Source organism: Acidiphilium sp. MT5 (genome assembly GCF_054767495.1).
Genome location: NZ_BAABMR010000008.1, coordinates 1 through 13642 on the forward strand (window position 1 = coordinate 1; position 13642 = coordinate 13642).

The 13642-nt window shown below is 59.9% G+C and carries 13 protein-coding genes; 6 read left to right on the forward strand and 7 right to left on the reverse strand.

What is annotated here, in order from left to right:
* A partial coding sequence (locus ACYUCQ_RS09675; protein ID WP_460254328.1) for a hypothetical protein occupies positions 1 to 276 on the reverse strand: 276 nt, incomplete at its 3' end.
* A 399-nt stretch (positions 277 to 675) separates the two neighbouring features.
* Here ACYUCQ_RS09675 and ACYUCQ_RS09680 point away from each other — a divergent pair.
* Positions 676 to 1896 (forward strand): MFS transporter, encoded by a 1221-nt coding sequence (locus ACYUCQ_RS09680; protein ID WP_460254329.1) that lies wholly within the window; start codon positions 676 to 678, stop codon positions 1894 to 1896.
* A 260-nt stretch (positions 1897 to 2156) separates the two neighbouring features.
* Here the strand turns inward: ACYUCQ_RS09680 and ACYUCQ_RS09685 are convergent, their stop codons facing one another.
* The gene (locus ACYUCQ_RS09685) at positions 2157 to 3119 is read right to left on the reverse strand and encodes a sulfite exporter TauE/SafE family protein (RefSeq protein ID WP_460254330.1); all 963 of its coding nucleotides are present in this window, start codon (positions 3117 to 3119) and stop codon (positions 2157 to 2159) included.
* A 407-nt stretch (positions 3120 to 3526) separates the two neighbouring features.
* On the opposite strand from ACYUCQ_RS09685, the gene ACYUCQ_RS09690 reads away from it, so the two are divergent.
* Entirely contained in the window at positions 3527 to 6331 is a 2805-nt protein-coding gene (locus ACYUCQ_RS09690) for an ATP-binding protein (RefSeq protein ID WP_460254331.1), read from the forward strand.
* Positions 6332 to 6343: 12 nt separating this feature from the next.
* On the opposite strand, the gene ACYUCQ_RS09695 is transcribed toward ACYUCQ_RS09690, so the two are convergent.
* Complete coding sequence (locus ACYUCQ_RS09695) at positions 6344 to 6547, reverse strand: hypothetical protein (RefSeq protein ID WP_460254332.1); 204 nt, start codon at positions 6545 to 6547, stop codon at positions 6344 to 6346.
* Positions 6548 to 6788: 241 nt separating this feature from the next.
* Between ACYUCQ_RS09695 and ACYUCQ_RS09700 the strand changes: the two genes are divergently transcribed.
* Both ACYUCQ_RS09700 and ACYUCQ_RS09705 read left to right on the forward strand, forming a co-directional pair.
* On the forward strand, positions 6789 to 7238 hold the full coding sequence (locus ACYUCQ_RS09700) for a c-type cytochrome (protein ID WP_460254333.1): 450 nt from the start codon (positions 6789 to 6791) through the stop codon (positions 7236 to 7238).
* Positions 7239 to 7297: 59 nt separating this feature from the next.
* Positions 7298 to 7879, forward strand: coding sequence for a demethoxyubiquinone hydroxylase family protein (locus tag ACYUCQ_RS09705; protein ID WP_460254334.1), 582 nt, complete (start codon positions 7298 to 7300; stop codon positions 7877 to 7879).
* 330 nt (positions 7880 to 8209) lie between these two features.
* On the opposite strand, the gene ACYUCQ_RS09710 is transcribed toward ACYUCQ_RS09705, so the two are convergent.
* The 4 genes from ACYUCQ_RS09710 to ACYUCQ_RS09725 all read right to left on the reverse strand — a co-directional run bounded on the left by ACYUCQ_RS09710 (position 8210) and on the right by ACYUCQ_RS09725 (position 12023).
* Positions 8210 to 8554, reverse strand: a complete 345-nt coding sequence (locus ACYUCQ_RS09710; RefSeq protein ID WP_460254335.1) for a TraR/DksA family transcriptional regulator — start codon at positions 8552 to 8554, stop codon at positions 8210 to 8212.
* Entirely contained in the window at positions 8551 to 9402 is an 852-nt protein-coding gene (locus tag ACYUCQ_RS09715) for a universal stress protein (RefSeq protein ID WP_460254336.1), read from the reverse strand. Before ACYUCQ_RS09715 ends, ACYUCQ_RS09710 begins: the two co-directional genes overlap by 4 nt.
* 16 nt (positions 9403 to 9418) lie before the next feature.
* Complete coding sequence (locus tag ACYUCQ_RS09720; RefSeq protein WP_460254484.1) at positions 9419 to 10900, reverse strand: SulP family inorganic anion transporter; 1482 nt, start codon at positions 10898 to 10900, stop codon at positions 9419 to 9421.
* Positions 10901 to 11513: 613 nt separating this feature from the next.
* Positions 11514 to 12023 carry a hypothetical protein gene (locus ACYUCQ_RS09725; RefSeq protein ID WP_460254337.1) on the reverse strand — a complete coding sequence of 170 codons (510 nt, stop codon included), beginning with the start codon at positions 12021 to 12023 and terminating at the stop codon, positions 11514 to 11516.
* 565 nt (positions 12024 to 12588) lie between these two features.
* On the opposite strand from ACYUCQ_RS09725, the gene ACYUCQ_RS09730 reads away from it, so the two are divergent.
* Both ACYUCQ_RS09730 and ACYUCQ_RS09735 read left to right on the forward strand, forming a co-directional pair.
* Positions 12589 to 12945 (forward strand): c-type cytochrome, encoded by a 357-nt coding sequence (locus ACYUCQ_RS09730; RefSeq protein WP_460254338.1) that lies wholly within the window; start codon positions 12589 to 12591, stop codon positions 12943 to 12945.
* A 56-nt stretch (positions 12946 to 13001) separates the two neighbouring features.
* On the forward strand, positions 13002 to 13613 hold the full coding sequence (locus tag ACYUCQ_RS09735) for an SCO family protein (RefSeq protein WP_460254339.1): 612 nt from the start codon (positions 13002 to 13004) through the stop codon (positions 13611 to 13613).
* Positions 13614 to 13642: the final 29 nt, after the last annotated feature.

The following is a 13642-nucleotide window of genomic DNA, read 5'->3' on the forward strand; positions in this document are numbered from 1 at the left end:
CCGGCCTCTCCTTCTCGTCGACCCCGTGGATCGTGAAAACATGCTTGGACGTGTCAATCGAAATGCGCTTGTATTCCATTGGGCGGCCCTTTCATTGGGTTGGTAGTCCGACCCCATCTTGGCACATCCGATGCCGTAGGGCCGTCCACCCCAACATTTGAGGGCGAGATTAAAGCGGGCGTAGTCGGGGGCGCCGAGGGTTTGGCGGAGCATGCGCGCAATGGTGGTGAAGCGGTCGGCGAGACTCTGTGCGAGGGGGTTAGTGGCCTGCTCCATTTCGCTAACATGGCATAACAGGGGGTGGGTGCGAAAGGAAAAAAGAGCGGGGGCGTTGGGCGTGGTGCGTCGCTCGTCACGAGAGTGATATTAATCACATATTTGGGGGCTGGAAGTTGATAGTGATTTGTCCTGTCGAGGGCGCTCGGTGATTGATGGGTTCGGACTTTGGCTACATCGCCCAAGACATTGGGTTTCGCCGCAGAGTTTGGGTTCGCCCAACCCTGTTTATTTCAACCTCTAGCAGGAGCGAGATCATGTTTAAGGTCTTCTTACATTGGTTTTTCTGGTAATATAGACCGGTAAACCATCGAGCGGACGGGAATCAGTTGCTGGTTTCCGTCCGTTTTCATTTGAATATTGGTATGTCCTTAGGCGATATCCGAGGCATTATTGACCATGAACCGACAATTTTTATCCCTACTCTGCGGGGAGACCGTGGCCGCGACGGGCGGGCGCATCGCGCTGACCCTCATGCCTTTGATCGCGGTTTCTTTGCTTCACGCATCGACCGCCGAGGTCGGGCTGTTATTTGCGACGGGGCTGGCGGCACCTGCCCTATTTGGGATTTTCGGTGGTGGGGTGATTGATCGGCTGGCGAAGCGGAGCGTCATGGTCGTTGCGTATGCGGTGACGGCGTTGGCGCTGGCGTTGGTGCCGATGGCGGGGGCGAGCGATCGGTTGTCACTGGGTCTGCTGATTGCGGTCAATAGCGTTGGGGCCGGTCTGGTGGCCGCTGCTGAAATTGCGCAGACAAGCGCCTTGCCGCAACTGGTGGCAATAGACGCGCTGGCCGCCGCCAATGGCCGGGTCTCTGCGTGCATGGCCCTTGCCGGGATTGCCGCACCCGGCTTGGTGGCTTTGGTGCTGACCGCGCTGAATTTGAGCGCCGCGATGGCGATTGACGCGCTGATTTTTGCTGTGGCGGCGACGCTGCTCATGCGGCTGCCGCGCTTGGCGGCACCGGCGCAAGAGCGATCAAGCGTGCAAAGCATGATGGCGCGACCGACCGAAGGGCTCAGGATGCTGAGCGCCGATGCATTATTGGCTTCGGCACTCCGCGTGATGATTGCGGCGCGCGGCCTTGCCGCACTTTGCCTCAGTCTGGAGGCGGTGTTCATTGTGCGCCATCTTGGCGTCCCGGCAAGCTGGTTTGCCTTGGCCTTCGCCATTGGCGGCGTCGGTGGGATTATCGGCTCGATTGCGGCGGGCGTTCTGGTGTCGCGATTCAGCCTGCAAAGCATGCTTGGCGGGGCGTTGCTGGTGATGGGCGGTGCGCGCGGCGCGATGAGTTTGCTGGGGGGCGGGCCGGGCTCAGTCGCGCTCGGATTTGCTGCCTGCTTGCTGGTTCTGGGGCTTGCCGGGGGCGTCATGAATGTGGGGTTCATGACGGCGCTGCAAACAAGAATGCCGACAGCATCGATTGGGCGGGTGTTCGGCACAATCTCGACCATCAATGCGGCGGCCATGTCACTCGGCGCATTTGCTGGCGGGCTGTTAGGCACGTCCCTTGGCGTTCGGGCGACTTTGATGCTCGCTGGGTGCGGATTTTTAATTCTGGGCGTATTCTGCTGGATCACCATGAAAGCGCGGGTTCGTCCAAGCGTGACGTCATCGTAGGGTTTGGGTGCAAGCGGCCATCATCGGGCATGTGTGGGGCGGCGATGGGGCGGTGCTGCATGTTGTTGGTGGGGTTTGACCGGCCCAGCGCCGTGGCGGTTCATGGTGCCAGACGATTTGAGCGGGAATTGCTCAGGATTTATAGGTCAAGTGGTCAGCCATCACGATTGGCCGGTGTTGCGCGCGGCTGCATTGATGAGGGTTGCGGCGTCACGTGCGGTGCGGCCAATCGTTTGTTGTCGCGGCTGGGTGCGGGTGGATCAGACCATCATCAATAGGCCGGAGAGGGCGAGCAAGGCGCCGAGGCAGCGGCGGAAACTCTGATCGGAGACCGCGCTGAACACTTTCAGACCGAACCATGATCCGAGCAATGACGGCGGCACGAAGATGATGGCGTTGGCGACCATGGCGCTGATTGTGCCGCCGGTGTGACTGGTATGGGTGCGCATAAGGGCGATTGTGCCGAGGGCCATGAATTGCATCGCCAAGATGAAGGGTTGGAACACGCCGCGCTGGCGGGCTTTGTCCCAGCCTTTCAGACTGCACCAGACCGTGATTGCAGCCCCTGGGAAGGCCGCGAGGCCGCCGGTGATGCCGCCCAAGAAGCCGACGAAGAGTTCAGCCGGCCACCCGCCCCACTTGACCACAAAGGGGCGTTTGAGCAGCACATAGGCACCATAGACCACGAGCAGCAGCCCGATCACCGCGTGAAAGCTGACGATGCCAAGATGCAGCAGCAGATAGACGCCGATGGGCAGACCCAGCGCGCCGCCGGCGAGATAAACCGGAAGACGTTTCCAATCCATGTGGCGCCACAAAGAGACAATGGCGAAGCTTTGAGTCGCGATGCTGCAAACCATCAGAATTTGCACGAGCTTGACCGGATCATGCATCAGCGGTGCCATGACGGCTTGGCTGATCGGTGCGAAGGCAAAGCCGACGAGGCTTGAGATTCCTGACGAGACGGTGATGGCTAGCGCTGGCGCGACCGCGCTGTGCAGATGCAGCATGGTCAGCACCTGTGCGTAGGCGGCGAGCAGCGTGACCCCGATTGCGGCCTGGCCGATCTTACGGGGTTGGGGCCATAATGACCTTGAGCGGTCATGGCCTGCGGTCAATGATGGATGACCTGCGGTCAATGGCGGATGATAGGCGGCGGTGGCCGCACAGAGGGTGCCAGAAGCGGCATTGGGGGTTGATAATTGAGTGGCATCGCTGGTCATGGGAATGAACTCCGCGCTGAGAGAATCGACAAAATCGGCAAGGCGGCTGGTGGGTCCGCAATTGGTGACGATCCAGCCCGGTGGCGCCTTACCCGTTGGCAGTGCGCAGATCTGTGATAGGGCAATGATATGGCGATTTATGTGATAACTATCACATCAATCGCCGTGGTGCGTCGAAAATGATATCAGGATGGAGCTGGTTGCTCTTGGTTGGGCGCAATGCGGAAATACACGGCATAAAAATGCATTGTGGCACCGCGACGCGATCACGGGGGTTCAGCGGATCGCAATTCGTTTTAGCCCCCTCGTTTCATCACTGACCTCGCATTTTCGTTTGCCTCCCCAATAAATCGTCCGGTATGGTGGCGCGAACATTATTCGATTCCGCCGCGCCGACTGGGAGCCTGATGGATCATTTAATTGATATTAATGCGCGGGCGGACACGCTTTACGTGTTCTTGTTCACCGATATTGAAGGTTCCACTCAGCGCTGGGTGCGTTATCCGGAGGCGATGGGGGCGGCGATAGCGCGGCATGATGCGTTGCTGCGCGATGGGGTGGCGGCGGCGGGCGGTGCGGTGTTCAAGACTACGGGCGATGGTGGCTGCGCGGTGTTTGCGCGCGTGCAGGCGGCGTTGACGGCGGCGGCCTTGTTGCAGACGCGCTTGGGAGAAGAAGATTTTGCGGCGGTGGGCGGGTTAAAGTTCCGGATTGGCGTGCATTGCGGGCCGGCGGAATTTCGGGATGATGATTATTTTGGCCTGACCTTGGGGCGCACCGCACGGATTATGGCGGCGGGGCATGGCGGGCAAATTCTGGTCTCGGCTGCCGTGGCGATGGCGGTGACAGCGGGGGCGGGCGGCGTGCCGGAGCCTTATGCGCTGCAGAGCCTCGGGATGCACCGGCTCAAGGATTTGGGCCAGGCTGAAGAAATTTTCCAGCTTACTGGGCCGGGATTGGCGACAGGGTTTCCGCCGCTGCGGACGCTGAATGCCAGGCCGCATAATCTGCCCGAGCAGACGAGCACGCTGATTGGCCGGGAGGGGGCGCTTGCGGATCTGCGCGGCTTGCTGGCGCGCCACAGGCTGGTGACCGTGCTTGGCCCTGGCGGGATTGGCAAAACCCGGCTCGCGCTACAGAGCGCTGCCGAGGCGCTGGAGAACTATGCGGATGGGGTGTGGCTGGTGGAACTGGCCGGCGTGAGCCAGGGCGAGCAGGTGGCGGCGAGTGCGGCGGCGGCGCTGAATATTGCGCTCAGCGGCAGTGGGAATGCGGCGGAGCAATTTGCCTCGGCGCTGCGCGGGGCCTCGATGCTGATTATTCTGGATAATTGCGAGCATTTGATTGAGGCGGCGGCGGCGCTGGCGGATGCGGTTTTGCGGCGCAATCCGGGGGTGACGATCCTGGCCACCAGCCGCAGCCCGCTGGGGCTGCCGGGCGAGCAAAGTTTTGCTCTGCCCACCCTCGCGGTGCCGGAACCTGACGCGATTGCGGGGATGACGGTTGCGGATGCTGCGACCTATGCTGGCATCGAATTATTCGTGGCGCGGGCGAATTTGGTGCAGCCGGGCTTTGCGCTGGCGGCGGATAATGCGGCGGATATTGCTGCGATTTGCCAGCGGCTGGACGGGATTGCCTTGGCGATTGAGTTGGCGGCATCGCGTATTCGGATGATGCGGCCAAAGGATTTGCTGGCGCGGCTGAATGATCGGCTCCGGCTGCTGACGGGTGGGGCGCGCACCCATTTGCCGCGACAGCAGACGTTGCGGGCGCTGATTGATTGGAGTTTTGCGCTGCTGAGCGAGAAGGAGCGGATTGCGTTCCGGCGGCTGGGGGTGTTTGCGGGCAGTTTTGATCTTTCCGCCGCAGAGGCGGTGCTGGCGGGGCGCGACATTGAGGCGCTGGAAGTGCTGGATTTGGTGGCGAGCCTGCTGGATAAATCGCTGGTGACGCGGCTGCCCGCCGCGGGCGCGGAGCCGCGTTACCGGCTGTTGGACAGCACGCGGGCTTATGCGCTGGAGGCATTGGCGCAGGCGGGCGAGGCCCAGGCGCTCCGCCGCGCCCATGCCGCGCATATGGTTACATTATTCGGTGCGGCGCAGAATCGCTATTGGAACACGGACACGCTGATCTGGCGGGCATCTATTGAGCCAGAGATTGAGAATTTGCTGGTGGCGCTGGAGTGGGCGTTTAGCGATGCGGGGGATGACGCGCTGGCGATTGCCCTCGCGGCCCGCATCGGATCACTGCGCCGACAATCTTTGATCGGGATGCCCATGGCTCGTGCTTTTGCCCGAGAAGCGATCACCAAGCTGACGCCGGACACGCCGACCAAGGATGCCGCCCGGCTCTGGCTATCCCTGTCGTTTGATCCATCTGCGGGTGCGCGAGCGCAAGCGAGCGCCGCTGAAACAGCATGGACCTTGTTTGACACGCTGCAGGACAGGCCGATGGTGGGGTGGGCGGCGGCCTCGAACGCAATATTCCTGATCCGCGCGGGGGATGAAGCTGGGGCGCTGCGCTCTGCCGAGGCGGCACGGGCAATGTTGCCCGCCATGAAGCCAAACCTGATCAAAGCGTCTACGTTAAGTGACCTTGCAACCTATCAATATATCGCCGGTTCCGACGCAGCAGCGATGGACGCGGCCCGGAGGGATTTCGCGGCTTCTCTGGAGATATTCGAAAAATTCAACAACCATAGCGGGGTGCTGATTGTCTCAGGCAACGTTGCTGATCTCCAGGCTAAACTTGGGGATTATCCTGGTGCGATTGCGAGCGTAAGGCGTAACGTGACTTTGGGCCGCGCCCGACGCGACTGGTACAATCTCACCTATGATGTCGTGAACCTAACCAGCTACGCGCTCCTCGCGGGGGATGACGCAGCGGCTTCAAACGCGGTGCCAGAGGCCGTGTTATTGGTCATTGAATTGGAGGATCACGCGATCGGCGCTGGTCTCACCGGCAGCTTGGCGCTGCTCGCGGCGCGGGCGGGCGCGCTGGAGGCTGCGTCACGACTCGCAGGATATACCAAGCAATTTTATGAATTGAACCAACAGCCAATGGAACCCATTGAGCAGCGCGTATGGGATGCGCTGATGGCACAGTTCGAAGCGGCGGCCGACAAGCTGCCTGCGGAAGCCCGCCTTGCGCTGATGGCGCAAGGGGCCGCCTTATCGCTCCGCGAGGCGCTGGATCTCAAATTCGGGCTGTAGTCGGCGCGACAATTACATAAACAGGAACACAGCGCCGGTGATCAGCGTAATAACGGTTGCGGCCAAGCTGCCGACATATTTGATCCGGAGCGCCATATCGAAATCCCGCTCGACAATGGTTTGCGGGCGCGAAAAGGCGATTTTTGCGTCGGTGCGAACATGTTTGACGGAATGGGCGGTGCTGGTGACGGCGGGGGTGAGGGCGATGGTGGTCATGGCGGTTGCTCCTGGCGGGGTGTGGGTTGGGGTGTGAAGCGTTGAGATGAGTGATAGCGCGGGGACGGGCGCGAAGATGTGATATTTAGCACATCGAATGCACGATCTGGTGAATTTTGGCGCCACGGCGTGGTTGGCTCAGATCATGCGTTGAACTATGGTGATGGGCATGGTTATGCTGGCGATGGGGTTCGCCCATCCTCATGTCATGGCTCAAAAATTCAAATCGGGGGATCGTCCTATGACATCAGCGTCGCATCGGTTCGCTATCGTCATTTGTGCGTTATCGTTAGGGTTGATTGGCACCGCCGCGCTTTCGCCTGCGCAGGCGGCGAGCATGAAGCCGGCGACATCGCTGGCCCAGGTGGCCGCGCAGGGCGAGCAGTTGTTTAATCATGATAAATTCGGCGGTGTGCGCACCTGTTCATCCTGCCACGTCAATGGCGGCACCACGATGGGACACCTGCCGAATGGCGCTAAGATTCCGAGCTTGATGGGTGTTGCTGCGCAATTTCCACGTTATAATCCGGCCAATCACCACGTGGTGACGCTGGAGCAGCAATTGGCGCATTGTATTACCGGGGGGCTGCAGGGCAAGGCGCCGTCGGCCCATAGTCCACAAATGACGGCTCTGGTCACCTACCTCACCAAATTGTCGAAAGGTGCGGTTATGGGGCAGCAATTCAAATAACAGCCGGCTCAAGGCGGTTGGGCGGTTGCAAAAAGCTGATTCCCGACAATGTGACATCCATGCTTGATGTCAGTCAGAATATTTGCAGCAATGATCTGGATGTTCAAACCGTGGCCGGGATTGCCAAGGATGTGAGCGGGCTGATCGGCGATCTGCGCTCGGATCATGCTGGCGAAACTGGGGCTGTGGCCATCTATTGTGGGATTTTGGCGATCAGCCGCGATCCAGGGGTCCGGCAATTTGCCAAGCGGCATCTCGCGACGGAGCGTGATCACCTCGCCCGGTTGGATGCGTTGCTCGGCCCGCATCAGCGCAGCGTGTTGCTGCCATTGTGGCGGGTTGCTGGGTGGCTGACCGGGGCGCTTCCGGCTGCGTTTGGTGCCGACGCGATCTATGCGACCATTGATGCCGTCGAAACATTTGTTGATCATCATTACGAGGAACAGATCCGAAAATTGCCGGAGGAGGGGGCGGGCGGGGTTTTGCGGGCGCTGCTCATCGCGTGCCAGGCTGACGAAATTCATCATCGGGACGAGGCGCGGATCGCCAATGCCAAAATCGCCGGGCGTGCGACGCGGTGCTGGCAATGGTTGGTGGCGAAGGGTAGCGCGGCAGCCGTCGCGGCGGCGAGGCGCATCTGACGACGGGCGGGATTGGCGGGGGAAGCGCCGCTGTTAGTAATTCAATGAAGATGGTTGCGGGGACATGCAACCACCGAGAGTTGGCCTTGAGAACATATTGCTAACTCCAACGACCGATGCCACCCGCCGTCGTGCAACATGATTATTCGCGCCTGCTTGATCGGGGTTCATCCCGCGTGAGCGGGGAACACGTGTAGTGCCAATCCTACCGATGCCCCCTCGACGGTTCATCCCCGCATGGACGGGGAACACTGGGGTGTGCAGCGTTGAGATGACGGATCGCGCGGGGGCGGGCGCAAAGATGGGATATTTAGCCCATTAAACGCATGATCAGGCACGGTCCCTGGCGCAGGCGAGGCAGATCGGGATGGTCGGATCGAGGGCGAGGCGTCGTGGTTCGATTGGTTCATCGCATTTGACGCAGATGCCGTAGGTGCCGGCGGCGAGGCGGGTGAGTGCCTGTTCGATTCGGGCTAATTCGATCGCGCGGCGTCGTTCGGCGGCAAGCGCCATCGATTGTGCTTGAATCGCATCGATCCGCGATAGGCGGCCAACGGAGGTCTGGTCGAGTTGGACCGGGGCGCGGCTCTCCGCCGCACGCGCACTGGCGGTGCGCAGGGATGCACGCATATCCTCGATACGGCGGCGGATGAGCGCTGCTTCGGCTTCGTTCATCGGACCATCAGGACGGGAATGCGGCAGGCGCGGAGCATGGCGGTGGTGGTGCTGCCGATGACCAGGTTGCGGATGCGCGAGTGACCATAGGCGCCGATAACCAGCAGGCCGAAACCGTCTTGCTCAGTGATGCGGGCGATTATGGTTTCGGGGTCGCCGGTTTCAATGCGGGTGGTGACGATGGCGCCACAGCGTTCGATTTGGGCTTTGGCGTCATTGAGTTGGGAGCGGCGCGCCTGATCGGGGGTTCCAACGGTCAGGATTTGGACATGCAGGCCGCGTAGTAATGGTGAGTGTGCCAGGAAATCCATGGCTTTGCGGATACTGGCGCCGCCATCATGCGCGATCAGGATGCGTTCGATAGGGCGAAACGCGCGGGCGGCGGCGAGGATGGGGCAGATACTGGCACGGGCGACGCGTTCGAGATTGGCGCCGAGATGTAGTTTGGCGAAATCCGCCGCCTCACCGCGTTTGCCAAGCACGACGATGCTGTCCCTTGTCTCGCGTGCGGTGAGAGTTTCAACCAGCGAGCCGTTGAGCTGGGTGGTGGTGACCGTGGCATTGGCGACACGCAGACGAGCGGCACACTCCCGCAGGATCGCGCGCCCCTTGGCGAGGCCAACACGGGCCTGGGCTTCCTCGACCTCGGTGAGTTGCTCCATCAGCGCCTCGTTCGATTTGAACCCGATCGCGCCGCTAAAATTCGCGACCGAGGCGTGCTCTCGGTGATGATCGAGCACGTGGAGCAATTCGATGTCGGCGCTGAGGCGCTGTGCTAACCAAAGGGCGTGGTCGCAGACGCTTTGAGTGTAGATCGAGCCATCGAGACAACCGATGATGTGGTTCATGGACGTTTCCCCTGTTTCAACCATGTTCGAGCAGTTCCAGCGCATCCGGTTTGTCATGGATAGCCAGACGATCGACGATGGTTGCGCTGGCTTCGTTGAGCCCGACAATTTCAACGTTGGTGCCGTGGCGGCGCAGTTTCAAAACAACCTTGTCGAGCGATTCGACCGCCGAGATGTCCCAGAAATGGGCGTGCGTCAGATCGATCCGTACCCGTTCCACCGCTTCGGTGAGATCAAATGCATTGTTGAAGGTAACGGTGGAGGCGAAGAAGACTTGGCCGGTAACCCGGTAGATGCGCAGGGCGCCGTCCTCCTGCAGTTCGCTGTCGATCCGGACCAGTTGCGCCACCTTGAACGCAAAGAAGATAGCGCTGAGCAGCACGCCAACGCCAACTCCGGCAGCAAGATTATTGGTAGCAACGACGATGCCCACGGTTGCGAGCATCACCACGCTGGAGCTTTTGGGGTAGGTGCGCAGATTGCGCAGCGACCGCCAGTTGAACGTGCCGATCGAGACCATAATCATCACCGCGACCAGTGCTGCCATCGGAATGGCGCGAAGCCACGGGCCAAGCACCACGATCAGGATCAACAAGAACACGCCGGCGAACAGGGTGGAGAGGCGGCCACGGCCACCCGATTTGATGTTGATCACCGACTGGCCGATCATGGCACATCCGGCCATGCCGCCAAGAAAGCCGGCGACAATGTTGGCAAGGCCAAGCCCCATGTTTTCTCGGTTGCGGTTACTGGGCGTGTCGGTCAGGTCATCGACGATGCTGGTGGTCATCATCGATTCAAGGATGCCAACAAGTGCCATCGAGATTGAGAACGGCAATATGATCATCAACGTGTGGAGGGTAAAGGGCACATGCGGGATTAACAGGTGGGGCAGGCCGTCCGGCAATTGGCCCATATCGCCGACGGTGCGGACTGGAATGTGAAAAAACACTGTTGCAAGCGTGAGTACGGTGATCGCGATCAACGGTGATGGAACGATCTTGGTAAAGCGCGGCAGGCCATAGACGATGAGCAGACCGACTGCGACCATGGCATAGGTTTGCCAGGTGACGTTGGTAAGTTGTGGCATCTGGGCCATGAAGATCAGGATCCCGAGCGCGTTTTCAAACCCGGTGATCACCGAACGAGAAACGAAGCGCATGAGTTTCGCAAGACGCATTGCGCCGAAGCCGATCTGCAGCAATCCGGTCAGGATGGTTGCGGCGAGCAGATATTGCAGCCCGTAATTACGCACCAGCAGCACCATTAGGAGGGCGACTGAGCCGGTGGCAGCCGAGATCATGGCAGGCCGGCCACCGGCGAAGGCAATGACGATGGCGATGCAGAACGACGCGTCAAGACCAACCACCGGCGATACGCCAGCGATGATGGAGAACGCGATGGCTTCCGGGATCAGAGCAAGGGCGACGACCATGCCAGCGAGCAGATCACCACGGATATTCCCGAACCATTCGGTGCGGAGGTTGGAGAGAGGCATAAAACTCCTGAACGCGAGATAATGGACCCGCGATGAAAAGGGGTAGAATTTCAGGTCATGCCGGGTTGGGGCGGGCGCACTGGACGATGCAGCCTTGGTATCCTGATCCACAAATCCACAGCACGACGGTACCGGCACCTATGCTGATGCCGAGAACGAAGCAGAGTTGCTGTGGATCGATCTACATTGGACCGGCGATATTCCGAGGGGGGCACATTTGAGATGGACAAACGTGTGTTGCGGCGCAACGGTGAGGGTGTAACGGAAGGCGGATTGCGATGCAATGTGTAATGCAGCAGTCTGTCAGGGCTGGAAAGGCTGAGAGGGCAGAGGACGGGGATGAAGCGTCGTGAGACATCATGAGATTTGCCCATGTTTCAGTCGCAGATTACATCGAAAAGGCGTCATCTTACACGTTGGTGATCCCCAGATCGCCTGCGAGCCTGTGGGTTATGCTCGCGAGATCGCAATGGCGATTCGATCACGATACCAGATTAAGCTTCCTTGGTTAGAGCAATATTGGTTTTGGTTGAATCGATAGATCCAACCAAAAGCCAATGAAATTGATCGGCAAACAAGGCTTGGCGCGTGATTGATGACAGCCAATCACGCTCTAGTCCGCTGCATTCGTCCTTGTCGGCGTATGATCTGAACGTAGTGGCGTGACGCCCTTGGGACGCGTCGGCGGGCTCCTAAAACAGCCGCCTGCGGCGCGGAGGGCGAGGGGAGGGATCACGATCCATTGGAGAGTGGGAGCAACGCCGACGCCGAGGATCGGCAAGCGGGGCATCAGCGGCGCGTAATGCCACGTGCCGAGCTTAAGATGCACGGCCTCACTGGCGATGGTGTATACCAGACCGAAGGCGATGGTTCCCCAGGTGACGCGGGGCGAGAGGGCGGGGGCCGCGTGGCTGCGGCCAAAGAGGCAGAACGCGCCGACGAGCGAAACAATCGCGATCATCACATCGCCGCCGGTGCCATCGACGATGATGATGGCAAGGCGGATGGCGTGGGCGTGATACCAAATATGGTAGAGCGGCAGTTGCAGGATTTCCCAGGCGAGGTTGCCAGCGGCGATAACCAAGATGTAGCGCCGGAGTGTGGTCGCATCGAGGCCGCTCATGACGCGGCGGTGTCCAAGATGGCACTGGCAGGTTTCATGAAGAACGGCCTCCTTGATGAGGCATCCCGATGCCCCCAGCCCCGTAGATCACGACCTGTGGAGGAGTTTTGTCAACGGCGGCGTAATGCCAGATCCGTGAGGCCGGGTATGGGTCGGGATAATTTCGCACGCCATTCTGCTCCGGGATTGCGGGTCTGCCGAACACAACGTTGTGCGCCCCTCTTGGCGACATGGGTATCGAGACTTATTCCTGGCTTCACTATCAGGAGGATCCGACCATGGTAAAGCGCCGTGCTTTAATACGTAATACTGTTCTGGCCACAACTGCCGGTTTGGGTTTGGCTGTCGTCAGTGGCGCGTCAGCCAAAGCGGATTCCAAAATACCCAAGCGTCGAGCCGACTATCAAGATAGCCCAAATCACGGACATCAATGCGCCGCTTGCTGCATGTTTGCACCAGGCAGGCCCGATCATTGCACGATGATCGAAGGTGTCATAAGCCCACAGGGTTGGTGCAAATATTGGCAGGCAGGGCCGGCCGACACGTGTAGCTGATTGGAGCGATCATGCGTGTTTTGGTCGGATCGATTTGCCTTATTTTGCTGGGTTATACCGTAACCAATGATGCCGCCGCAGCATCCTGGCCTCCTGATGGGCGGGCCATCGCAGAACACGGGATTCCACCAAACGTGCCGGCCTGCATATCCTGCCACCGAAGCTCTTTCGCCGGCGATGCTGCGAAGAGCGCACCGTCGCTGCTCGGCAAACCGGCTTCCGGTCTCATGGACGATCTTGCCACCGAGGTGGACAGCCATAAGCACGGGGGCAAAATGGCCAATATTGCCAAGCATCTGAATATGGCCGAGCGGGCAGCCGTCACAGCGTATATTGCCAGTCTGTCCCCTGCGGCACCAACGCCATGATAAATTTTCAAGACGATTTTAGCCGTCGGCAGTTTGGCAGGTTGCTTGGTGCTGGCATGACGGTTGCTGTCCTGCCTGTCAACGCACATGCCGAAGATGCGCACTTGCCGCGCCATGTGGCCGATGCCGGTGATAGTCCCGGTATTATCGACGTGGACGGGCATTTTCCTGACCTGGCGTTCAAGATGGAGCGCGTCTCTGACGGCAAGATCGTCACCGCGAACGCTTATCGTGGCGATGCTGTGATTGTCTATTTCGGGTTTACCCGATGCACGGACACCTGCCCGCTGACCACCCTCAACGCGGCCCGATTATTTGATTTATTGGGCAAGGAAAAAGCGCGAACGAGATTTCTGTTCGTCACCGTCGATCTTGATTATGACACGCCAAAGCGCCTCAAGGACTACCTCGCTAAATTTGGGCCACCGCCCTATATCGACGGTCTTTACGGCACACCAGCAGAGCTCGGTGCTTTCGCCAAGCGTTATGGTGTGTATTTCAGGGCGCCAACCGGATCAACCTCACCAGATCCGGTGTCCGCGATCCGGCATAGCGGTGCAGTGTATCTGTTCGGCCCCCATGGCCAGGCGCAAGCAATTATCAATGATCTCGGTGGTGCTCATCCGCATCTCCATGCTCTCGCCGGGAGAATTAAGGAGATGCTCTAAGCTGGTCTGCAGCTTTTACGCTATGTTCC

Coding starts and splice junctions, on each gene's coding strand:
- ACYUCQ_RS09730 (WP_460254338.1), top strand. CDS start 12,589: ATGCGTGTTTTGGTCGGATCGATTTGCCTTATTTTGCTGGGTTATACC.
- ACYUCQ_RS09735 (WP_460254339.1), top strand. CDS start 13,002: ATGACGGTTGCTGTCCTGCCTGTCAACGCACATGCCGAAGATGCGCAC.
- ACYUCQ_RS09725 (WP_460254337.1), bottom strand. CDS start 12,023: ATGAGCGGCCTCGATGCGACCACACTCCGGCGCTACATCTTGGTTATC.
- ACYUCQ_RS09710 (WP_460254335.1), bottom strand. CDS start 8,554: ATGAACGAAGCCGAAGCAGCGCTCATCCGCCGCCGTATCGAGGATATG.
- ACYUCQ_RS09715 (WP_460254336.1), bottom strand. CDS start 9,402: ATGAACCACATCATCGGTTGTCTCGATGGCTCGATCTACACTCAAAGC.
- ACYUCQ_RS09685 (WP_460254330.1), bottom strand. CDS start 3,119: ATGACCAGCGATGCCACTCAATTATCAACCCCCAATGCCGCTTCTGGC.
- ACYUCQ_RS09680 (WP_460254329.1), top strand. CDS start 676: ATGAACCGACAATTTTTATCCCTACTCTGCGGGGAGACCGTGGCCGCG.
- ACYUCQ_RS09705 (WP_460254334.1), top strand. CDS start 7,298: ATGCTTGATGTCAGTCAGAATATTTGCAGCAATGATCTGGATGTTCAA.
- ACYUCQ_RS09720 (WP_460254484.1), bottom strand. CDS start 10,900: ATGCCTCTCTCCAACCTCCGCACCGAATGGTTCGGGAATATCCGTGGT.
- ACYUCQ_RS09695 (WP_460254332.1), bottom strand. CDS start 6,547: ATGACCACCATCGCCCTCACCCCCGCCGTCACCAGCACCGCCCATTCC.
- ACYUCQ_RS09690 (WP_460254331.1), top strand. CDS start 3,527: ATGGATCATTTAATTGATATTAATGCGCGGGCGGACACGCTTTACGTG.
- ACYUCQ_RS09700 (WP_460254333.1), top strand. CDS start 6,789: ATGACATCAGCGTCGCATCGGTTCGCTATCGTCATTTGTGCGTTATCG.